Raw genomic sequence first — 19,429 nt, forward strand, 5'->3', positions numbered from 1 at the left:
ACCTTTTTTACCGTCATTGTCGGGAGGGCAAGCCCGTACAGCTTAGCATAGGCGAGTATTCTTCTGTATCTCTGTCACAGGCAAGGGAGCGGTGCAGCCGACTTTGAACCCGATACACAGCGCTAAGATCCTTGGCATCAGGTAAAGCTGGAAAGGCTGAAAAATATGGATGCCCTTACAGTGAAAAAGGCTGACGTTTATTGGGGGATAACCGTAAGCCACAAGGATTAACATGTTTCATACGCCAGAATTCACAAGCCGTTCTTACTGCAATATCAGGTTCGGCTGCTACTTCATCCGGATGGTTAACAAATGTTCAGCTTATAAACGCTGACTCACAGCAATTCATTAAAAATCTTCCAGATAACCCTGTCGATCTCATTATCACCGACCCGCCGTACTACCGCCTGAAGGCGTACGATTGGGAGAGCGAGTCGGAATACCTGGCGTGGCTGGATGAGTTCCTGAATGAATTTTGGCGAGTCCTGAGACCCGCGGTTACCCAACCGAGAGCAATACGAGCAGCTGCAGCGCTTGTTTGCTGACAGGGCGGCAGGTATGGGTAAGCCTGTATCAAAGACATTTCAAAGCGGGCGCTGGGCAAAAAGCTGAAGCTGTCAAAGGGCACAATGCTGATAAGGTTTCAAATGGCTGAGGAGTGCATAGACGGATGCCTGTCTATGCAGGATGTAGAACTGGAGATGGGCGGTTGATTTAATGGAGGAAACAGCCCACTATGTGGGCTCTTAGAGTTGCGTAATAACCATTTTTAATAAACTCATTACAACAAAAGTTGCATACAAAAACAGTGCTGAAATCGAAAGGTAATAATAAGTATCGAGCCACTTTATGAGGTTTAGATCAATACCTCTCAAAAACCTGGAAATAGTGATTTTTTCTTTGGGTTGAAAAATTATTCCCTTTCCTTTCTTTAGCCTTGAAAAAAAATAAGACATGCCAAAAGAGCCAAAAAAACCCATTGATCCGTAGAATTTATACAGTGGGGGTAGTTCGAATTTGCTGTCTTGATACATGGATAACAAAGTATTGTATTTTTTGTTATTCATTGAAAAAATAATAAATTGCAGAACGGTAATAAAGAAAGGGACGATGGCGCATCCAAGGGCGATGTAAGAAAGAATATTGTTCATGCTATTTTAACCAAAGATCCATAAGACGATCGCTTGCCGAACTTGCAATAGCCCCGCCGACTAATGAACCTACAGCGGCGCAAGCTACACCTCCGGCGCCCGCGGTGACAACGCCTACTGCAACGCAAACGCCGATACCGGCAGATGCGCCCAGAGTACCTCCAGTCATACCAGCAAATGTACCGCTGGTAAATTTACTGTATTTTTTAAAAGCTATTTTACTACATTCACCTTCACGCCCTTTAGTACAGGCATCAACCACATCATTAGTGGTTCCGGCAAAGGAGAATCCAATACCTATATAGCCGCCATATTTAAGGAATTTTGCCGCTCTGGCCGCATTACCAACATAGTAAGAATAACCCGGAATACCACTCATACCCACAGTTGACCATTCATGCACAATTGAACGGCTGGAGAGATTCAAAGCCCGCTTCATATTTTCATACTGCCGGAATTTCACGGTATGTCGGGCAAGGGATTTTAATAGCGGCTTGTTGACCAGCTCCTTTAACTGATTCAGCAACTGATTACGCTCGACAAAAAACTGCTGGCTGATTAGCGTTCCCTGCGTCCTGAACTGATTCTGGTAACTGGCCTCGATTTTTTTCAGCGTTTGCTCTATTTGAGAAAAATATTTTTCTCCCGCATCGCCAACCGTGCCGAAAATTTTATCACCGGCATAGGTCAGACCTGCAATCATACCATAGTGTTTTTGCATGAATTTTGCCTCTTCAACACTGACGGCCGCAACAGCGTCACTGGTCTTTTGCCGCGCCTGTTGCAAAGGCTGCAACATCTGATTAGTCAAAGGAGATTCCGGGTCGGCTACAATCAAAATCTGACCAGGTTTCAACCATTGAGTACCGGCGTTTAGCTTCATAAACAGGCTTGCTGCCGGAGAGCGGACATTTCTGAACAATTCACGCGCCTGAAAATCAAGATTTCCAGGCCTCTCAACTACACAATATCCAGGGGTGACATTACGTGCCATGCTTCCTTGCTCCCTCTAAGTGATTGCTACAGGCGTGGCAACGCCATCGCCTTTGAAAAATCTGTAGGTAATATAAGTAATTCTACTGCGTTACGCAAAAGGTGTTACAGCCTGCCAGAAGTGGTTAATACGGCATGTGTTGTTAATCATCAAAAGCTGGCTTTGGCATTTTTTTGCTTTTAGCCCTGTGGCAGACGTGCCGGGATACGCTTGCGCATTAATTCTTGGTCGGTTTAATATATGATGGCGGGCAGTTTTTTTGTTATCATTTGATTTTCTTTGGAAATATCCTTTTGCGGTTTTAATATTGTTGTTAACTTATTTTATTGAAATATGCATGAACAACAAATAACTAATTGAAATATTTGAAGAATACCTGGCCTGAGAGTAGATTTATTGGTGCTTTTTTAAGTACTAAAGGGCAAAAATATATGTTGTTTAAAAAACGATTTATAATGACTATCGTTTTATTTTTTTGCAAAAAAGCGGCAGCAGACGACCGTTGCTGGCCTGCCTGGCGCTGGATGAGTGTCATTATCGTATCAACTATGGTGCGTGATAAAACAGTTCCTACAGTCGCCACAGGCAAGTTGCTTACGTCGCATGAATTTCGTAACGCTACGCGGATAATAGCCCCTGGTAACAGCACGCGGTTTGCTAAGGATCGGGAGAATGCCGAATAAACATGTAGCCAAAGTCGCCGATATCAACGCCAGGCGGCGACTCTGGAGCCAGGCCAGTAAAAGCGGGATTACTTAACTAGTTTAATGGGACACTTGCATAATAGATTTTATCAACACCCGCTATTTCTTTAATGGATCTGTTATGTATTCAACAGGCCATTTGATGAATGCGAAAATTATATAAGTTATAAAGTTTAATCCTGGAAAAGCCAGCATCACTCCCATTTTCCAGTCAAAGCCAGCTTTTCTGGCAATTTTAAATGAAGGTATTGCCAGTAAGGAATATACTACCAGCATTATTAGCAAGCTTATTGGTGAGCCTTGATGTGCCTCTTGCATTTTATTATCTCCATGTAATTGTAGAAATCCTTAAATAACTGACAGGTGGTAATTTTATAACTATCAGAAGATTAAATAATGTCAAATACCTCCATGCCACTCACGCTACCCGTCCAGCACTGCACTATGCCGCGCCAGCTCGTGCGTAACGGCAAAAAAGCCGATAGCCGACGATAGATTATAACGCCCTACGTTGCACCGCACACAGTTAATTTAGGTGCGTTAACTAAAGGTAAAACACACTTTCATTAATGTGTACATGAAAGCATGTTTTTAAGGGCTTTAAATGCAGTGAAATTTAATATCTCATTGAATTGAAAGCCTAAAGTTTTAATAAACCAACGCCCTATCGGAGGGCATACCATTCCTTATGCTTCAGCGGCGTTGTCAGCGCGCCCAGAATATCGGCCAGCACATTGACGGTAATCACCAGACCGCCAACCATCATTACGCCTGCGGAAATCGCCGCGTAGTCCTGCTGCCTGATGGCGTCCACCAGCCAGCGTCCCAGACCTGGCCAGCTGAACACCACTTCAGTGATCATCGCCAGCGTCAGCATGGTAGAAAATTGCAGTCCCAGGCGAGGCACAACCGGCGGCAGCGCATTATGCAGCACGTGACGGCGGATAATGGTCAGCCGTGAAAGACCGCGAGTGGCGGCGGCTTTAATATAGTTTTGCTCCATCACTTCGCGCGTGCTGATACGCAGCAGACGCACCACTTCCGTAGTAGGCGCTACGGCCAGCGCTGTTACCGGCAATATCAGGTGCAGCAGCACGCTTTTCAACATCTCGTGCCGCCAGGGCGAATCGCTCAGCCAGGCGTCAATCAGCGCAAAACCGGTGATGTTTTTCATGGGATAAAGCAGATCGACGCGGCCAGAAACCGGCAGCCAGCCCAGATCCAGCGAGAAAAACAGCGTCAGCAGCAGCGCCAGCCAGAACACGGGCATTGAAAAGCCCAGCAGCGCCAGCGCGCTGATCGCTTTATCCTGCCAGCGGTTGCGCATCACGCCGGCGGCAATGCCGAACGGGATGCCAACGGCCATCGCCAGCACGAAAGCAAGAATGCACAGCTCAAGCGTAGCGGGGAAGACTTCTAACAGCTGCAGGGAAACCGGCTCGCCGTTAATGCTGGATACGCCGAAGTCAAACTGCATCAGCCCCTGATACCAGAACAGGATTGCATCACTAAACGAAGCGCCCTGTAGCGGCGCGTGGGGCGTAAAGTAACTCAGGCTGAAACCGACCACCGTCAGCAGAAACAGCGTCACCAGCCACAGCACCAGCCTTCTCAGCGTATAGATAATCATGGCTTCGTCCTTGGGTCGCGATAAACGCCGGCAAAAGAGGCATTGCCGAACGGGCTGAGCACCAGGCCGTGAATATCATGGCGATAGGCCTGAAGCCGCAGCGAGTAGGCCAGCGGCAGCACCGGCAGCGACTGCGCCAGCATAGCCTGCGCCTTGCCGTAGTACTCGATGCGCGACGCCAGCTGTTGCGAGAGCAGTGCTTTTTGTAGCGTCTCGTCAAAAGCGGCGTCGCACCAGTGCGCAAAATTGGTCTGCGAGCCGATAGCGGCGCAGCTTAACAGCGGGCGGAAAAAGCTGTCGGGATCGTTACTGTCGGTAGCCCAGCCCGTTAGCGTCAGATCGTGATTCATCTCCATCAGGCGCGCTTCCTGAAAGCGTCCCTCGACGGGCACAATTTTTACCGTAACGCCAACCTGCGCCAGATCGGCCTGGATCAGCTCGGCGGTTTTCAACGGGCTGGGGTTCCAGGCCTGCGAGGTGGCCGGTACCCACAGCGTCAGCTGGAGATCTTCCACGCCCAGCGCCTTGAGCATCTCACGTGATTTTTGCGGATTGTATTCGGTGACGCGCGCGTTGTTATCATAAGCCCAGGAAGCACGTGGCAAAATAGAAGCCGCCGTTTCCGCCGTGCCGTAGTAAACGGACTCCATCAGCCGCTCATTATTAATTGCCAGCGCCAGCGCCTGACGCACCTCGGCGCGATCCAGCGGCGCTTTGCGCGTGTTAAACGCCAGATAGGCGATATTCATACCGGGCCGCAGCGTCAGCCGCAGGCGCGGATCGTCGCGCAGCACTGAAATCTGGCTGGCGGCAGGATAGGCCAGCACGTCGCATTCGCCGGTCAGGAGTTTGGAAAGGCGTCCGGTGCCGCCCGCGCCCATATCAATCACCACCATCGGCATGCGCGGCATGCCTTTCCAGTAATTAGCATGGCGGGCGAGGCGGATATACTGGCCGGTGCGGTATTCGCTAAGCTTAAACGGCCCGGTGCCGACAGGCTGGCGATCCAGCTGCTCCTGCCGATCGACTTTACTCAACTGCGCGGCATATTCCGCCGAAAGCACCGGCGCATAGTGGGTCGCCAGGTGCCACAAAAAGGAAGCGTCCGGTGCGTTCAGCCGGATCTCGACCGTGTCGCTGCTCAGCTTTTTCACGCTGGCGACGCTGTCGGCGAACTGCAGGCTGTCGAAATAGGGATAACTGCCGCCGTTAACGCCATGCCAGGCGGATTTGCGGTCGAAAATACGCTGAAAGCTGAACACCACGTCGTCCGCGTTCATAGGTCGGCCAGGGGTGAACCATGCCGTTTTCTGAAAAGGCACGTTGTGCCGCAGATGAAAGCGGTAGGTCGCGCCGTTATCCAGCGTCTCCCAGCTTGCCGCCAGTTCCGGGATCAGACGATAGGTGTAGGGGTCGACATCCAGCAGGCGATCGTAAAGCTGCGCAGCCAGCGTATCAACCACCAGCCCGCCGCTGACCAGCTGCGGATTAAAGGTGGTCGCCGCGCCGTTCACGCAATAGACAAAACCGCTCTGACGGATGTCTTCCGGCGGAGCGGCGGCAACCATAGCGCTGAACAGGCTAAGGCCGACAAGAAAAGTGCAGAGTAGTTTGCGCATAGGTCATCTGAAATATCAGGCAATTCTCACAGTGTACCGCACTCTTGGTGCTCCCCCAAAGTTTGCGGGGACAACTGACGTTTTTTCATACGCGGGCCGTTGTGTGCTTTGGGGTTGATGCTCCTTTGTTATTGATAAAAGGTCGCGAAGCGTTGGTCAAAAACGTCAGGCGTTTTCTGGCAGCGAGCAAGGTCAGGTTGGCGAAATACGCCCGATCTTAGTGTGGTAATGAGAATTATTCTCAATAAATACTTTACAGCTATGTATGAGAATGATTATTATTCTTCTGCGCTTCAACGGTGGCTCTACCGGAGAAGGGCACGACATTGCTCACATTGCTTCCAGTATTTTTAGCCCGCCCTGCGCGGGCTTTTTTTTGCGCATTTTGCGGCGGTCTACGATCGTGCCGCGGTGAAAGAGAGGCCACGGCCGACTATACTGGTAGCTAAAAGGAGGCGCTTATGTCTGATAAAATCAAATTATTACAGGGTGATATTACGCAAATCCCCGTAGAGGCGATGGTCAACGCGGCTAACTCGTCGCTGCTGGGCGGCGGCGGCGTGGATGGCGCGATACATCGCGCCGGGGGAAAATCGATTCTGGAAGAGTGCAGGGCGATCCGCGCGCGACAGGGCGGCTGTAAAGAAGGCGATGCCGTAATAACGGGAGCGGGCAACCTGCCTGCCCGTTACGTTATCCATACCGTAGGGCCGGTGTGGAACGGCGGGCAAAACGGCGAGCCTGACCTGTTACGTAGCGCTTATCACCGCTGCTTCGACCTGATTGACGAGCATAAAATTAAATCCGTTTCATTTCCTAATATCAGCACCGGCATCTATCGTTTCCCCAAAACGCTGGCGGCAGAAATTGCCTTTGAAGCGATCTCCGCCAGGCTGCACGAGGCGGTAGAACAGGTCAATATCGTCTGCTTTGAGCAGGAGAGTTACGCTATCTGGCACAATTTGCTCCAGCAGCGCGGCTAAAATTGCCTATAGCTCGCCGTCTTCAGCGCCGATTTCCACGTTGTGCTTTTTCATCATTGCGCGTAGCTGGTGATAGGTGACACCCAGCAAATCCGCCGCGCGGCGCTGGTTGTAGAGCGCCTGCTTTAAACTCTTTTGCAGTAGATCCCTTTCCTGCTGATGCTGCCAGCGGCGGAGATCCAGCGGCAGCGTGGGCAGCCGCTCTGCGGCTGGCGCTGTGGGGGCGGCGTACAGGCGCTGAAAAGGATTGATAATAATGGTATCCAGCTCCTGATCCGTTTCGCTGTGACGATAGACAGAGCGTTCCACCACGTTTTTTAATTCCCGCACGTTGCCCGGCCAGCCATAGTCCAGCAGAGCCTGCCGCGCCCCCGGCGAGAAGCCGGGGAAGAAAGCCAGGCCCAGCTCCCGACACATCTGAATAGCAAAATGCTCCGCCATCACCAGGATATCGCTACGACGCTCGCGCAGCGGCGGCAGCTGCACCACGTCAAAAGCAAGCCTGTCCAACAGATCGGCACGGAATTTTCCCTCTTCGGCCAGCTGCGGCAAATCGGCGTTGGTGGCGCAGACCAGCCGCACGCTGACCTGCAAAGGCTGACTGCCGCCGACGCGTTCCAGCTGCCCATATTCAATCACCCGCAGCAGTTTCTCCTGTACCAGCATCGGCGCCGTCGCCAGCTCGTCCAGAAACAGCGTACCGCCGTCGGCGCGCTCGAACCGACCCAGATGACGCTTCTGCGCGCCGGTAAACGCGCCGGCTTCGTGGCCGAAAAGCTCGGAATCCAGCAGATTCTCGTTCAGCGCCGCACAGTTTAATGAAATAAAAGGGCCCTGCCAGCGCTCGGAAAGATAGTGCAGCCGGCTGGCGATCAGCTCTTTGCCGGTACCGCGCTCGCCGATAACCAGCACCGGCTTATTCAGCGGTGCCAGACGTGAAACCTGCTCCAGCACCTCCAGAAAGTTATTCGACTCGCCAAGCAGCGTTTCTTTTTCCATTTTTTTCACCAGGTATTGGTTAATTACGCCACTTTAGAGAAACAAGGCGCGGCTGTAAACCGGCGTAATTAAGGAAAATCAATAAGATAAAAGTTGGCACGCGATTTGAATAGTAATACCCGTAACGCCAAAACAATTTAAGAGGATGAAGATTATGGGTATTTTTTCTCGCTTTGCCGACATCGTAAACGCCAACATCAATTCGCTGCTGGAAAAAGCAGAGGATCCGCAAAAGCTGGTGCGCCTGATGATTCAGGAAATGGAAGATACGCTGGTGGAAGTGCGTTCCACTTCAGCCCGCGCGCTGGCAGAGAAAAAGCAGCTGCAGCGCCGCATTGAACAGGCGGAGATCCAGCAGGCCGAGTGGCAGGAGAAAGCGGAGCTGGCGCTGCGTAAAGATAAAGACGACCTGGCCCGCGCCGCGCTGATTGAGAAACAAAGACTGAACGATCTGACCGCCTCGCTGACGCGCGAAGCCGAACAGGTTGAAGAAACGCTGACCCGTATGAAGGGCGAAATCGGCGAGCTGGAGAAAAAGCTGAGCGAAACGCGCGCTCGTCAGCAGGCGTTGACGCTGCGTCATCAGGCCGCTTCTTCTTCCCGCGACGTGCGTCGCCAGCTGGACAGCGGTAAAATTGACGAGGCGATGGCTCGTTTTGAATCCTTTGAGCGCCGCATCGACCATATGGAAGCCGAGGCGGAAAGCCACAGCTTTGGCAAAAAGAAAACGCTGGATCAGGAATTCGCCGATCTTCAGGCCGACGATGCCATCTCTGAGCAGCTGGCGGCGCTGAAGGCAAAAATGAACCGTAGCGAATAATCTTTGCCGGTGGCATTCCCCGGAATGCCCGGCATATCAATTCAAGGAGAATGAATGAGCGCGTTATTTCTGGCGATCCCGCTGACGATATTTATGCTGTTTGTGGCCCCCATCTGGCTATGGCTGCACTACAGCAAGCGTCAAAACAGTGATGCCACACTGTCGCAAGGCGAGCTACAAAGGCTGCAGCAGCTGACTCAGGATGCCCGCAGGATGCGCGAACGTATCAAGGCGCTGGAGGAGATCCTCGACGCCGAGCACCCTAACTGGAGGCAGCCATGAGCAGCAGGAAACTTTACCGCATTCCCGCGCGCGGCAAGGTAAAAGGCGTCTGCGCCGGGATTGCCGACTATCTGGATATCCCGGTACGGCTGGTGCGGGTTATCGTCGTGCTGTCGATGATCTTTGGTCTGTTTATGCTCACGCTGATCGCCTATTTTCTGCTGGCCTTTGTGCTGGACGAGAAGCCGCAAAGCGCGGAGGAAAACGCCCCGACGGCACATATGCTTTTAGACCAGCTGGAGGCGGAGCTGCGCGGCGGAGAGCCAGGCGTACGCGATATAGAACGCTACGTCACTTCTGAAACCTTTAGCGTGCGCAGCCGATTCCGTCAGCTGTAGGCGCCCGGAGAACACCATGCGTAACTGGCAATCTGCTTTACACCGCAACGCCGCGCCCACGCTGAAAAAGGCCGGTAAGTTCGTGCTGCTGGGCGCGTTAAGCTACGGCCCGGCTGGCCTGACCGGCTGGGCGGTGAAATCCGTCGCGCGTCGGCCGCTGAAAATATTGTTAGCCTGGGCGCTGGAGCCGCTTATCCGCCGCGCGCTGCGGGGCGCAACGGCGCGCTGGAACAAACCCTGAACGTCGCGGCTATGCTATTCTGAGCCGTCGGCCTTAAGGATATGGACCAATGAAACGACTTCAGACAGAACTGCTTTCATTAATGAACCGGGGCGCAGATCGTCATTTGCGCCTCGCCGTCACCGGCCTGAGCCGCAGCGGCAAAACGGCTTTTATCACCTCGCTGGTCAATCAATTGCTTAACGTCAACGCCGACGCGCGTCTGCCGATGTTTTCCGCTGCGCGAGAAGGCCGACTGCTGGGCGTTAAGCGCGTGCCACAGCGCGATATGGGTATTCAGCGCTTTACCTATGATGAAGGCCTGGCGCAGCTGTATGGCGAGCCACCCGCCTGGCCGACGCCGACGCGCGGGGTCAGCGAAATGCGTCTGGCGCTGCGCTATCGCTCGCAGGAATCTTTGCTGCGCCATTTTAAAGATGCCTCCACGCTTTATCTTGAAATTGTCGACTACCCCGGCGAATGGCTGCTGGATCTGCCCATGCTGGCGCAGGACTATCCTGGCTGGTCGCGACAGATGACGGGTCTGTTGAATGGCGATCGCGCCAGCTGGTCAGCGCCATGGCGCAAGCTTTGCGCCGATCTGGATCCGTTTGCGCCTGCGGATGAAAACCGGCTGGCGGCAATCGCGGCGGCGTGGACAGACTACCTGCATAAGTGTAAACGGGAAGGGCTGCACTTTATCCAGCCTGGCCGCTTTGTGCTGCCGGGCGATATGGCCGGCGCGCCAGCCTTACAGTTTTTCCCCTGGCCGCAGGCGGAAGAGGCGGACGCCTCCAGGCTGGCGCAGGCGGATGCCAACAGTAATATCGGGATGCTGCGCGCGCGCTATAACTACTATTGCCAGCACGTGGTTAAAGACTTCTACAAAAACCACTTCCTGCGCTTTGACCGCCAAATCGTGCTGGTGGACTGTTTGCAGCCGCTTAACAGCGGGCCACAGGCGTTTAACGATATGCGGCTGGCGCTGACGCAGCTGATGCAAAGCTTTTCCTACGGCCAGCGCACGCTGTTCCGCCGCCTTTTCTCGCCGGTAATCGATAAGCTCCTGTTTGCCGCCACCAAATCCGATCACGTTACCAGCGATCAGCACGCCAACCTGGTGTCGCTGTTGCAGCAGCTGGTACAGGATGCGTGGCAGAATGCTGCTTTTGAGGGTATCGATATGGAGTGCCTGGGCCTGGCGTCGGTGCAGGCTACGCAAAGCGGGCTTGTCGATCATCAGGGCGAAAAGATACCGGCGCTGCGCGGTCACCGGCTGACCGACAACGAACCGCTAACCGTCTATCCGGGCGAGGTGCCGCCGCGCCTGCCGGGCAACGCATTCTGGCAGCAGCAGGGGTTTCATTTTGAACAGTTCAGGCCGCAGCAGCTGGACGCAGACAGGCCTTTGCCGCATATCCGTCTGGACGCGGCGCTGGAATTTTTACTGGGAGATAAACTGCGATGAACGCACCGCTTAAACCGCGTATCGACTTTGCGCAGCCGCTGACCGCGGAAAAAGATGCCGCTATAAAATCCGCCAGACATTTTACCCCGCAGGAGGCGAGCTTTATCGCTGCGGAGCCGGAAGCGCATGTGGAAGAGGAAGACGCGGGTGAAAAGGCGGTCGAGGCGGCGCTGCGGCCTAAACGTAGCCTGTGGCGCACGCTGGTAAAAACCGGCCTGGCGCTGTTTGGCCTGAGCGTGGCGGCGCAGGGCGTGCAGTGGACTTATCAGGCCTGGCAGGCGCAGGACTGGATCGCCCTGGGAGGCTACGCGGCGGGCGGACTGATCGTCGTGGCCGGCGCCGGTTCCCTGGTAGGCGAGTGGCGACGGCTTTACCGGCTGCGCGAGCGGGCCGAAGAGCGAGATATCGGTCGCGAGCTGTTAAACAGCCAGAGCATGGGCAAAGGGCGCGAGTTTTGTGAAAGGCTGGCGCGCCAGGCCGGGCTGGATCGCACTAACCCTGCGCTGCAACGCTGGCATGCCTCGCTGCACGAAACGCATAACGATCGCGAAGTCGTGGCGCTCTATGCACAGATAGTGCAGCCGATGCTGGATAGCCAGGCGCGACGCGAAATCGGCCGCAGCGCCGCCGAATCAACGCTGATGATCGCCGTCAGCCCGCTGGCGCTGGTGGATATGGCGTTTATCGCCTGGCGCAACCTGCGGCTGGTTAACCGCATCGCCGCGCTGTACGGCATCGAGCTGGGCTATTTCAGCCGCATTCGTCTGTTCCGGCTGGTGCTGTTAAACATTGCGTTCGCTGGCGCTTCCGAGCTGGTGCGGGAAGTGGGTATGGACTGGATGTCGCAGGACATTGCCGCGCGCTTCTCCGCTCGCGCCGCGCAGGGCATCGGTGCAGGCCTGCTCACCGCGCGGCTGGGCATCAAGACGATGGAGCTGTGCCGTCCGCTGCCCTGGCTGGAAGGCGACAAGCCGAGGCTGGGCGATTTCCGCCGCGACCTGGTGGTGAAATTGAAAGAGACGTTGCAGAAGTAGGCAACTGTCAACTTTTCCTTCCAGAACGCTTCTGACCCCTGCGGCAATGGGGTATTATTAATGTCCGCCCGGAATTGATAAAGGTTTATACATGCGTCTGGAAGTCTTTTGCCACGACCGACTTGGTCTGACCCGCGAACTGCTCGATCTGCTGGTTGAAAGGAACATCGACCTGCGCGGCATCGAGATTGCCTCAATCGGCCGCATCTATCTTAACTTTTCAGCTGTGCCCTTCGAGCAGTTCAGCCAGCTGATGGCGGAAATCCGTCGTATTCCCAGCGTCACCGACGTGCGCACGGTGGCGTTTTTGCCGTCCGAACGCGAGCATCGGGCGCTGAGCGCGCTGCTGATTGCGCTGCCGGAGCCGGTGTTTTCCATCGATATGAAAAGCAAAATTGAGCTGGCGAACCCGGCAGCTCAGGCGCTGTTTTCGCTTAATGAAGAGAAAATGCGTAACTACGGCGCAGGCGCGCTAATTGGCGGCTTTAATTTTCAGCGCTGGCTGGAAAACGAGCGCATTGAGCCGCAGGCGCATCATGTGGTATTGCAGGGCCGCGACTTTCTGATGGAAATCACGCCTATTTTTACCGCAGGCGAGCACGAACAGGCAGACCGGCCAGCTGGCGCGGTAGTTATGCTTAAATCCACCGCCCGAATGGGCCAACAGCTACAGAACCTGGCGGTTAACGACGACAGCGAGTTCCAGCATATCGTGGCGGTTACGCCAAAAATGCGTCAGGTCGTGGACCAGGCGCGCAAGCTGGCGATGCTGGATGCGCCGCTGCTGATTGTAGGCGATACCGGCACCGGCAAAGATATGCTGGCACGCGCCTGCCATCTGCGCAGCGCGCGCGGTAAAAAACCTTTCCTGGCGCTGAACTGCGCCTCGCTGCCGGACGACGTGGCGGAAAGCGAGCTGTTTGGTCATGCCGCCGGCGCCTATCCCAACGCGCTGGAAGGCAAAAAGGGCTTTTTTGAGCAGGCCAACGGCGGCTCGGTGCTGCTGGACGAGATAGGCGAGATGTCGCCAAGAATGCAAACCAAGCTGCTGCGTTTTCTTAACGACGGCACTTTCCGCCGCGTAGGCGAAGAGCATGAAGTGCACGTAGACGTGCGGGTAATCTGCGCCACGCAGAAAAACCTGACGGAAATGGTGCAGCGCGGCGAGTTTCGCGAAGATCTCTTTTATCGACTGAACGTGCTGACGCTGAACCTGCCGCCGCTGCGCGATCGCCCTCAGGATATTTTGCCGCTGACGGAAATGTTTGTTGCGCGTTTCGCCGACGAGCAGGGCGTCGCCAGACCCAAGCTTTCTCCTCCGCTTAATGCCTTCCTTAGCCGCTATACCTGGCCCGGCAACGTCCGCCAGCTGAAAAACGCGCTTTATCGGGCGCTGACCCAGCTGGAAGGTTATGAGCTGCGGCCGCAGGATATCGTTCTGCCGGAGTTTTCGATGGATATTCAGCTTGGCGAAGAGGCAATGGAAGGATCGCTGGACGACATCACCAGCCGCTTCGAGCGTTCGGTGCTGACCAAACTTTATCTCTCTTATCCCAGCACGCGCAAGCTGGCGAAACGGCTTGGCGTCTCGCATACCGCTATCGCCAACAAGCTGAGGGAATATGGGCTGAGTAAAAAAGCGGACAGCGAAGGGAAATAGCAAAAAAGCAGAGCGCTGGCTCTGCTTTTTACTCACAGACAGGGAAGGATATGCTGATGGAGAGTAACGACCCTATTCGTACCGTTATCGAAAATGAAATTGCAGCAGAATTAAAAAAGATTGGCGATTTCACCTGGGCTTACGTGGTCATGGAAAAAAAGAGCATGTTGCTCTCTTTCTATGCCACAACTTACCCTGAAGAGTGGGTGAAACACTATTATGAAAATAATTTGCAATGCACCGATCCGGTCGTCATTACCGCCTTAAAACGACTGACGCCATTTGCATGGAATGAGCAAATCAGGGTGGAAAATTATCATCACGGCAGCGATCTGCTGGCCAAAGCGGCGCAGCACACTATCAGCGGAGGCTATACCTTCGTTCTTCATGATTACAATAATAATCTGGCGATGCTTTCGCTACTTATTAATAAAGACGTATCCGAAGACATTCTCCATCTGGTTCAGTTTCACCAGAGCCAGCTGAATTTATTTTTGGCTGCCGTACACGAAAAATATCTTTCCCTGGCTTTATCGTCTCAGAGCGAGCCAGCGTCAGCCACGCTTTTCACCACAAGAGAAAATGCGATCCTTTACTGGGCGAGCGTGGGTAAGACCTATGAGGAAACCGGATTAATACTGGGCATCAAAACTACCACGGTTAAATTTCATATGGCGAATATAGTGAAAAAGCTGGGTGTGAATAATGCCAGGCAGGCAGTTTGTTTGGGCGTGGAGCTTAAGCTGGTAAAGCCGGTGCAGTAATAAAAGAGGCCGGTCGGTGACCGGCCCGGCGAATTACTTCAGCACGGCCAGCGCGGCGTCATAATCCGGCTCGGTGGCGATTTCATCGACCAGCTGGCTATGCAGCACCTTATCCTGCTCGTCCAGCACGACGACGGCACGCGCCGTCAGTCCTCTTAGCGCGCCGTCGTTAAGCGCCACGCCATACTCTTCTTTAAACGTCTCACCACGCAGGGTGGAAAGCGTAACCACGTTATTCAGGCCTTCCGCGCCGCAAAAACGCGACTGGGCAAATGGCAGATCGGAAGAAATGCACAGCACTACCGTGTTTTCTACCTTTCCGGCAAGCTCATTAAATTTACGCACCGAGGCGGCGCAAACGCCGGTATCCACGCTCGGGAAAATATTCAGCACCTTGCGCTTGCCCGCATAGTGCGAGAGCGAAACATCAGAAAAATCTTTAGCTACCAGCGTAAATGGTTTCGCGGTCTGGCCCGGCGTCGGCAGCTCGCCTGCCACGGCGACCGGATTGCCCTGAAAATGTACGGTCTGAGTCATAACTTTTCCTTATTAACGCGGTAAACGAATGTCTGAGTGTAAGCTATGGGGCTAAACTCCAACAGCGCTAAACACAACATTTCCCGCTTTATTGTCAAAATCCCCGTGGAATGGCTATGGTGTGGAAAGAATCATTGCTCTGCCAAAAGGAACCTTTAATGAGAAGTGTCAAAGTCTGGCCGGAAACCTGGCCGTTGCGCGCGCCTTTTGTTATCGCACGCGGCGGCCGCAACGAAGCGGACGTGCTGGTGGTGGAACTGGAGGAAGAGGGGATCGTCGGCACCGGCGAAGCCACGCCCTATGCGCGCTATGGTGAAACGGCGGCTTCAGTGCAGGCGCAAATCACGGCGCTGACCAAAGATCTGGAGCAGGGCATGACGCGTGAGCAGCTACAGCAGGCGTTACCCGCTGGCGCGGCGCGTAATGCTATCGACTCCGCGCTGTGGGATCTGGAAACCCGCAGGGCAAACAGCGATCTGTGGCGGATGACTCATGTTGTGCGTCCCGATGTGGTGGAAATGGCTCAGACCATCAGTATCGACTCGCCGGAAGTCATGGCCAGCGGCGCGCTGGCGCTGTGGCAGAACGGCGCGAAGGTGTTGAAAATCAAAATGGACAACGCGCTGATCACGGAAAGGCTGGTGGCTATCCGCACCGCCGTGCCGGACGCCACGCTGATCGTCGATGCCAATGAGTCCTGGCACAGCGAAGGCCTGGCGGCGCGCTGTCAGCTGCTGGCGGATCTGGGCGTGGTGATGCTTGAGCAGCCCTTACCGGCGGCGGACGATGCGCTGCTGGCCAACTTTATCCATCCGCTGCCGATCTGCGCCGATGAAAGCTGCCACACCCGCGAAAGCCTGCCTCAGCTGGCGGGACGTTATGAAATGATTAACATCAAGCTGGATAAAACGGGCGGGCTGACCGAGGCGCTGGCGCTGGCCGCCGCCGCCAAAACGGCCGGGCTGGAGGTGATGCTGGGCTGTATGCTTTGCACCTCCAGAGCCATTCGCGCCGCGCTGCCGCTGGCCGGCACGGCCCGTTTTGTCGATCTGGACGGGCCTACCTGGCTGGCGCAGGACGTGACCGCCTTGCCGTTCCGCTGCGGCAGAATCGCGCTTTCAGAAAGTCTTACTCAGTAGCTCGACCAGCGCGGTCAGATATTTTTCGCTGGCCTCGTCTGCCGAAACGGGCGGCAGCTCGGCGGTGATCACCGGCAGCCCCAAATCGGCGCACCAGCTGCCGAACGAGCCTGGCGTGGCGTAGCCGACAGACGTGACCAGCGGCAGCCCCATCTTTTCGGCCAGCCAGCGGCCCGCCTCGCTGTCGAGCGGATCCTCAATACAGGCCAGCGGCTCATGAAAGCTCACCACCCACGCCGGTTTGAGCTGATGGATCAGCGCACACAGCGCCTGCGTTTCCGGTTCTGATCCGGCGCTTTCCCCTGTGGAAAGCGTCACGTCTCGTTCATTCGCCGCGCTGTTCCAGCGATAAACTGTCTCGCCCGGCTGCCAGTTAGCCGCAGGAAAATTACGGTTCAAATCCACGCCGCGCGCGTTTGCCCGTAGGCCAAGCTGGCAGCCGTCGGGATTAACCGCCAGCACCACGTGATGGCGACGATGCCTTTCGTGCAGCGTGCGCATGGCGCAGGAAAGGGTGATCACCGCCGCCGTTTCGTCGCCGTGTGTCCCGGCCAGGATCAGCCCGCTGGCATCATCCGCATTCGGCGCGGGAAACCAGAGCAGGGGGGCGCCCAGCACGCTGCTGCCATAGCGCAGGCGATCGGCCTCCAGCTTGCCGCGCCGGGGCCGTGGATGATTCTGAGGCATAGTGACTCCAGAGGATTTGTCTAAAAGCTTTTTATAGCAGACTCGGCGTACTCAAAGGAGGATGTTTTACGTGTTGTGAACTGACGAGCCGGAAAATGCTGTAATTATCACAATCAGTTGCGCTAAAGTTCCCTCTAAATTCCGTTGCCCTGACTGAGGTATCCTGATGAGGAACGCTTTTCGTTTTACGCTGACGCTGCTGGCCCTGAGCGTCAGCGCTTCTCTCTGCGCCGCAGAGGTGCCGGCCGGCACCGAACTGGCCGCCCGCCAGGAAATCGTTCGGCATATCAAAGACGAACCCGCCTCGCTCGATCCCGCTAAGGCGGTAGGGCTGCCGGAAATCCAGGTTATCCGCGATCTCTTTGAAGGATTGACCAATCAAAACGCGCAGGGCGAAAGCGTGCCGGGCGTGGCGACCCAGTGGCAAACCACCGACAATAAAACCTGGATTTTCACGCTGCGTAAGGATGCCCGCTGGTCGAATGGCGATCCCGTGACCGCCAGCGATTTTGTTTACAGCTGGCGGCGGCTGGTCGACCCGAAAACCGCCTCCACCTTCGCCTGGTTTGCCGATCTGGCCGGGATCGCTAACGCCGCCGCTATCACCAAAGGCGAGATGACGCCCGATAAGCTGGGGGTTAGCGCGCTGGACGACCATCGGCTGAAAGTGACGCTGGACAAGCCCGTGCCTTACTTCGTCAGCCTGACCGCTAACTTCAGCCTCTATCCGGTGCCGCAAAAAGTAGTGGAGCAGCAGGGCTCTGCCTGGACGCAGCCCGACAGGCTGACAGGCAACGGCGCCTATAAATTGCAGGAAAGGGTGGTAAATGAAAAGCTGGTGCTGGTGCGCAACGATCGCTATTGGGATAACGCGCATAGCGTCATTAATAAAGTGACTTTCGTGCCCATCAACGAGGAGTCAAGCGCGACCAAACGCTATCGCGCGGGTGATATCGATATTACCGAATCTTTTCCTAAAAACATGTATGGCCTGCTGAAAAAGCAGATCCCTGACGAGGTGTATACGCCGGATCAGCTGGGCACTTATTACTACGCTTTTAACACGCAGAAAGGGCCGACGGCGGATGTGCGCGTGCGCAAAGCGCTTTCGTGGAGTATCGATCGCCGTATTATTGCGGAAAAAGTGCTGGGCACCGGCGAGAAACCCGCCTGGCATTTTACGCCGGACGTTACCAACGGCTTTAAGCCGCAGCCGGGCTTCCTGCAGCAGCATTCTCAGGCAGAGCTGGACGCTCAGGCTAAAACGCTGCTGGCGGCGGCGGGCTATGGGCCGACGCACCCGCTCAGCCTGACGCTGCTGTATAACAGCTCTGAAAACAATCAGAAGGTCGCCATCGCCGTCGCGTCTATGTGGAAGAAAAACCTGGGCGTTAACGTGAAGCTACAGAATCAGGAGTGGAAAACCTATATCGACAGCCGCAATAGCGGCAGTTTCGATGTGATCCGCGCTTCCTGGGTAGGCGACTATAATGAGCCTTCCTCTTTCCTGAGTCTGCTGACCGCCAGCCACAGCGGCAATATTTCGCGCTTTAAAGATACGGCCTATGACGACTTGCTGACCAAAGCGAGCCGGGAAACCAATGCCGGGATCCGTAATGAGAATTACAATCGGGCGGAACAAATCCTCGCGGATCTGGTGCCCATCGCGCCTCTTTATCAACTCTCTAACGGCCGCCTGATCAAGCCCTGGGTCAAAGGTTATCCGATAACGAATCCGGAGGATGTGGCGTACAGCCGGATGCTTTATATCGTTAAGCATAACTAAGTACGCGCCGGAGCAGCTGTCGCTCCGGCCATAGCAGGCGGCCTCTTCGCTAACGCTCAATAAACCAGCTAATCGTGCAGGTGCTTTACGCATCGTTATCGGATTGACGAGAGATAATAACGGACAGTGACTCCCCGTTATCAGGTGCTTTATGACTAAAATCGTTACGCTGCTTTCTTTAATAGTGCTGCTATCCGGCTGCGCGTTGAAACACTATCCTTCTTCACCCTCGGTGAGTGAAGTACAAAAAACGACTCTGGACTGCCCGGCAGTGCAAAAGGAAATTGCCAGCCAGCAGCAGGTACAGCAGCAGATTGATAAAACCGGCGAGTTCAGCGGGCTTACCGTGCTGGGTTTTATCGGTGACTTCGGCATTGGCAACGGCGTGGCGAAAAGCCTGGCGCAAAAACATGCTGACCAGCGGATGATCCAGTTGAAACAACTGGAAAAAACCAAATGTTCCGCCACGCTGCCGGGCTGAAAAACGCGATTTACGAGAGATCTCACAGTTTCATCACGCAGCGCTTGAGCTACACCCGCAATGATCTATGGTAGCGGCTGGATTGCTACTGCTTCGCTGCAGGCAAAACCTGACATCGGCGCGATCCGACCGT

The 19,429-nt window shown here is 54.9% G+C and carries 22 protein-coding genes; 15 read left to right on the forward strand and 7 right to left on the reverse strand.

What is annotated here, in order from left to right:
• Positions 1-200: 200 nt before the first annotated feature.
• Complete coding sequence (locus QCD69_RS22875) at positions 201-545, forward strand: DNA methyltransferase (protein WP_367317860.1); 345 nt, start codon at positions 201-203, stop codon at positions 543-545.
• 36 nt (positions 546-581) lie between these two features.
• Positions 582-713 carry an antiterminator Q family protein gene (locus tag QCD69_RS08165; RefSeq protein ID WP_301251721.1) on the forward strand — a complete coding sequence of 44 codons (132 nt, stop codon included), beginning with the start codon at positions 582-584 and terminating at the stop codon, positions 711-713.
• Positions 714-1,152: 439 nt separating this feature from the next.
• Here QCD69_RS08165 and QCD69_RS08170 read toward each other — a convergent pair whose 3' ends face one another.
• Positions 1,153-2,145 (reverse strand): hypothetical protein, encoded by a 993-nt coding sequence (locus QCD69_RS08170; protein ID WP_301251656.1) that lies wholly within the window; start codon positions 2,143-2,145, stop codon positions 1,153-1,155.
• A 365-nt stretch (positions 2,146-2,510) separates the two neighbouring features.
• On the opposite strand from QCD69_RS08170, the gene QCD69_RS08175 reads away from it, so the two are divergent.
• Positions 2,511-2,828 (forward strand): hypothetical protein, encoded by a 318-nt coding sequence (locus tag QCD69_RS08175; protein ID WP_301251658.1) that lies wholly within the window; start codon positions 2,511-2,513, stop codon positions 2,826-2,828.
• Positions 2,829-2,948: 120 nt separating this feature from the next.
• On the opposite strand, the gene QCD69_RS08180 is transcribed toward QCD69_RS08175, so the two are convergent.
• The 3 genes from QCD69_RS08180 to sapA form a co-directional block, all read right to left on the reverse strand.
• A complete protein-coding gene (locus tag QCD69_RS08180; protein WP_301251660.1) occupies positions 2,949-3,167 on the reverse strand; it encodes a hypothetical protein in 219 nt (72 codons plus the stop codon).
• A 346-nt stretch (positions 3,168-3,513) separates the two neighbouring features.
• Positions 3,514-4,479, reverse strand: coding sequence for a putrescine export ABC transporter permease SapB (gene sapB, locus QCD69_RS08185; RefSeq protein WP_125287685.1), 966 nt, complete (start codon positions 4,477-4,479; stop codon positions 3,514-3,516).
• Positions 4,476-6,098 (reverse strand): ABC transporter substrate-binding protein SapA, encoded by a 1,623-nt coding sequence (gene sapA / locus QCD69_RS08190; RefSeq protein ID WP_301251662.1) that lies wholly within the window; start codon positions 6,096-6,098, stop codon positions 4,476-4,478. Before sapA ends, sapB begins: the two co-directional genes overlap by 4 nt.
• A gap of 461 nt (positions 6,099-6,559) precedes the next feature.
• Between sapA and QCD69_RS08195 the strand changes: the two genes are divergently transcribed.
• A complete protein-coding gene (locus QCD69_RS08195) occupies positions 6,560-7,081 on the forward strand; it encodes an O-acetyl-ADP-ribose deacetylase (protein WP_253453888.1) in 522 nt (173 codons plus the stop codon).
• Between the two features lie 6 nt (positions 7,082-7,087).
• Here QCD69_RS08195 and pspF read toward each other — a convergent pair whose 3' ends face one another.
• Complete coding sequence (gene pspF, locus QCD69_RS08200; protein WP_301251663.1) at positions 7,088-8,080, reverse strand: phage shock protein operon transcriptional activator; 993 nt, start codon at positions 8,078-8,080, stop codon at positions 7,088-7,090.
• Positions 8,081-8,234: 154 nt separating this feature from the next.
• On the opposite strand from pspF, the gene pspA reads away from it, so the two are divergent.
• The 8 genes from pspA to QCD69_RS08240 all read left to right on the forward strand — a co-directional run bounded on the left by pspA (position 8,235) and on the right by QCD69_RS08240 (position 14,666).
• Positions 8,235-8,900, forward strand: coding sequence for a phage shock protein PspA (pspA, locus tag QCD69_RS08205; RefSeq protein ID WP_253453892.1), 666 nt, complete (start codon positions 8,235-8,237; stop codon positions 8,898-8,900).
• 54 nt (positions 8,901-8,954) lie between these two features.
• Entirely contained in the window at positions 8,955-9,182 is a 228-nt protein-coding gene (gene pspB, locus QCD69_RS08210) for an envelope stress response membrane protein PspB (RefSeq protein ID WP_253453894.1), read from the forward strand.
• Positions 9,179-9,520, forward strand: a complete 342-nt coding sequence (pspC, locus tag QCD69_RS08215) for an envelope stress response membrane protein PspC (protein ID WP_253453896.1) — start codon at positions 9,179-9,181, stop codon at positions 9,518-9,520. The genes pspB and pspC overlap by 4 nt, the downstream gene beginning before the upstream one ends.
• Positions 9,521-9,536: 16 nt before the next feature.
• Positions 9,537-9,761 carry a phage shock protein PspD gene (pspD, locus tag QCD69_RS08220; protein WP_253453899.1) on the forward strand — a complete coding sequence of 75 codons (225 nt, stop codon included), beginning with the start codon at positions 9,537-9,539 and terminating at the stop codon, positions 9,759-9,761.
• 49 nt (positions 9,762-9,810) lie between these two features.
• Positions 9,811-11,208: a YcjX family protein gene (locus QCD69_RS08225; protein ID WP_301251665.1), complete on the forward strand. Its 1,398-nt coding sequence runs from the start codon at positions 9,811-9,813 to the stop codon at positions 11,206-11,208.
• Positions 11,205-12,242 carry a YcjF family protein gene (locus QCD69_RS08230; RefSeq protein WP_301251666.1) on the forward strand — a complete coding sequence of 346 codons (1,038 nt, stop codon included), beginning with the start codon at positions 11,205-11,207 and terminating at the stop codon, positions 12,240-12,242. Before QCD69_RS08225 ends, QCD69_RS08230 begins: the two co-directional genes overlap by 4 nt.
• A gap of 91 nt (positions 12,243-12,333) precedes the next feature.
• Positions 12,334-13,902 carry a transcriptional regulator TyrR gene (tyrR, locus tag QCD69_RS08235; protein ID WP_301251667.1) on the forward strand — a complete coding sequence of 523 codons (1,569 nt, stop codon included), beginning with the start codon at positions 12,334-12,336 and terminating at the stop codon, positions 13,900-13,902.
• A 56-nt stretch (positions 13,903-13,958) separates the two neighbouring features.
• Positions 13,959-14,666 (forward strand): LuxR family transcriptional regulator, encoded by a 708-nt coding sequence (locus QCD69_RS08240; RefSeq protein WP_301251668.1) that lies wholly within the window; start codon positions 13,959-13,961, stop codon positions 14,664-14,666.
• A gap of 33 nt (positions 14,667-14,699) precedes the next feature.
• Here the strand turns inward: QCD69_RS08240 and tpx are convergent, their stop codons facing one another.
• Positions 14,700-15,203 carry a thiol peroxidase gene (gene tpx / locus QCD69_RS08245; protein ID WP_253453915.1) on the reverse strand — a complete coding sequence of 168 codons (504 nt, stop codon included), beginning with the start codon at positions 15,201-15,203 and terminating at the stop codon, positions 14,700-14,702.
• A 158-nt stretch (positions 15,204-15,361) separates the two neighbouring features.
• On the opposite strand from tpx, the gene ycjG reads away from it, so the two are divergent.
• The gene (gene ycjG, locus QCD69_RS08250) at positions 15,362-16,342 is read left to right on the forward strand and encodes an L-Ala-D/L-Glu epimerase (RefSeq protein ID WP_253453917.1); all 981 of its coding nucleotides are present in this window, start codon (positions 15,362-15,364) and stop codon (positions 16,340-16,342) included.
• On the opposite strand, the gene mpaA is transcribed toward ycjG, so the two are convergent.
• A complete protein-coding gene (gene mpaA / locus QCD69_RS08255; protein ID WP_125287670.1) occupies positions 16,322-17,029 on the reverse strand; it encodes a murein tripeptide amidase MpaA in 708 nt (235 codons plus the stop codon). The two genes, ycjG and mpaA, sit on opposite strands and share 21 nt — an antisense overlap.
• Before the next feature lie 166 nt (positions 17,030-17,195).
• On the opposite strand from mpaA, the gene QCD69_RS08260 reads away from it, so the two are divergent.
• Entirely contained in the window at positions 17,196-18,815 is a 1,620-nt protein-coding gene (locus QCD69_RS08260; protein ID WP_301251669.1) for a peptide ABC transporter substrate-binding protein, read from the forward strand.
• Positions 18,816-18,966: 151 nt separating this feature from the next.
• On the forward strand, positions 18,967-19,296 hold the full coding sequence (locus QCD69_RS08265; RefSeq protein WP_301251670.1) for a hypothetical protein: 330 nt from the start codon (positions 18,967-18,969) through the stop codon (positions 19,294-19,296).
• Positions 19,297-19,429: the final 133 nt, after the last annotated feature.

Source organism: Erwinia sp. PsM31 (genome assembly GCF_030433775.1).
GTDB classification, from domain to species: Bacteria; Pseudomonadota; Gammaproteobacteria; order Enterobacterales; family Enterobacteriaceae; genus Erwinia; species Erwinia aeris.

Excerpts from the sequence above, each read along its gene's own strand:
- QCD69_RS08225 (WP_301251665.1), top strand. The coding sequence starts at position 9,811 with ATGAAACGACTTCAGACAGAACTGCTTTCATTAATGAACCGGGGCGCA.
- ycjG (WP_253453917.1), top strand. The coding sequence starts at position 15,362 with ATGAGAAGTGTCAAAGTCTGGCCGGAAACCTGGCCGTTGCGCGCGCCT.
- QCD69_RS08180 (WP_301251660.1), bottom strand. The coding sequence starts at position 3,167 with ATGCAAGAGGCACATCAAGGCTCACCAATAAGCTTGCTAATAATGCTG.
- tyrR (WP_301251667.1), top strand. The coding sequence starts at position 12,334 with ATGCGTCTGGAAGTCTTTTGCCACGACCGACTTGGTCTGACCCGCGAA.
- pspB (WP_253453894.1), top strand. The coding sequence starts at position 8,955 with ATGAGCGCGTTATTTCTGGCGATCCCGCTGACGATATTTATGCTGTTT.
- tpx (WP_253453915.1), bottom strand. The coding sequence starts at position 15,203 with ATGACTCAGACCGTACATTTTCAGGGCAATCCGGTCGCCGTGGCAGGC.
- QCD69_RS08265 (WP_301251670.1), top strand. The coding sequence starts at position 18,967 with ATGACTAAAATCGTTACGCTGCTTTCTTTAATAGTGCTGCTATCCGGC.
- QCD69_RS08230 (WP_301251666.1), top strand. The coding sequence starts at position 11,205 with ATGAACGCACCGCTTAAACCGCGTATCGACTTTGCGCAGCCGCTGACC.
- pspD (WP_253453899.1), top strand. The coding sequence starts at position 9,537 with ATGCGTAACTGGCAATCTGCTTTACACCGCAACGCCGCGCCCACGCTG.
- pspC (WP_253453896.1), top strand. The coding sequence starts at position 9,179 with ATGAGCAGCAGGAAACTTTACCGCATTCCCGCGCGCGGCAAGGTAAAA.
- pspA (WP_253453892.1), top strand. The coding sequence starts at position 8,235 with ATGGGTATTTTTTCTCGCTTTGCCGACATCGTAAACGCCAACATCAAT.
- sapA (WP_301251662.1), bottom strand. The coding sequence starts at position 6,098 with ATGCGCAAACTACTCTGCACTTTTCTTGTCGGCCTTAGCCTGTTCAGC.
- sapB (WP_125287685.1), bottom strand. The coding sequence starts at position 4,479 with ATGATTATCTATACGCTGAGAAGGCTGGTGCTGTGGCTGGTGACGCTG.
- mpaA (WP_125287670.1), bottom strand. The coding sequence starts at position 17,029 with ATGCCTCAGAATCATCCACGGCCCCGGCGCGGCAAGCTGGAGGCCGAT.
- QCD69_RS08260 (WP_301251669.1), top strand. The coding sequence starts at position 17,196 with ATGAGGAACGCTTTTCGTTTTACGCTGACGCTGCTGGCCCTGAGCGTC.
- QCD69_RS08195 (WP_253453888.1), top strand. The coding sequence starts at position 6,560 with ATGTCTGATAAAATCAAATTATTACAGGGTGATATTACGCAAATCCCC.
- QCD69_RS08170 (WP_301251656.1), bottom strand. The coding sequence starts at position 2,145 with ATGGCACGTAATGTCACCCCTGGATATTGTGTAGTTGAGAGGCCTGGA.
- pspF (WP_301251663.1), bottom strand. The coding sequence starts at position 8,080 with ATGGAAAAAGAAACGCTGCTTGGCGAGTCGAATAACTTTCTGGAGGTG.
- QCD69_RS08240 (WP_301251668.1), top strand. The coding sequence starts at position 13,959 with ATGGAGAGTAACGACCCTATTCGTACCGTTATCGAAAATGAAATTGCA.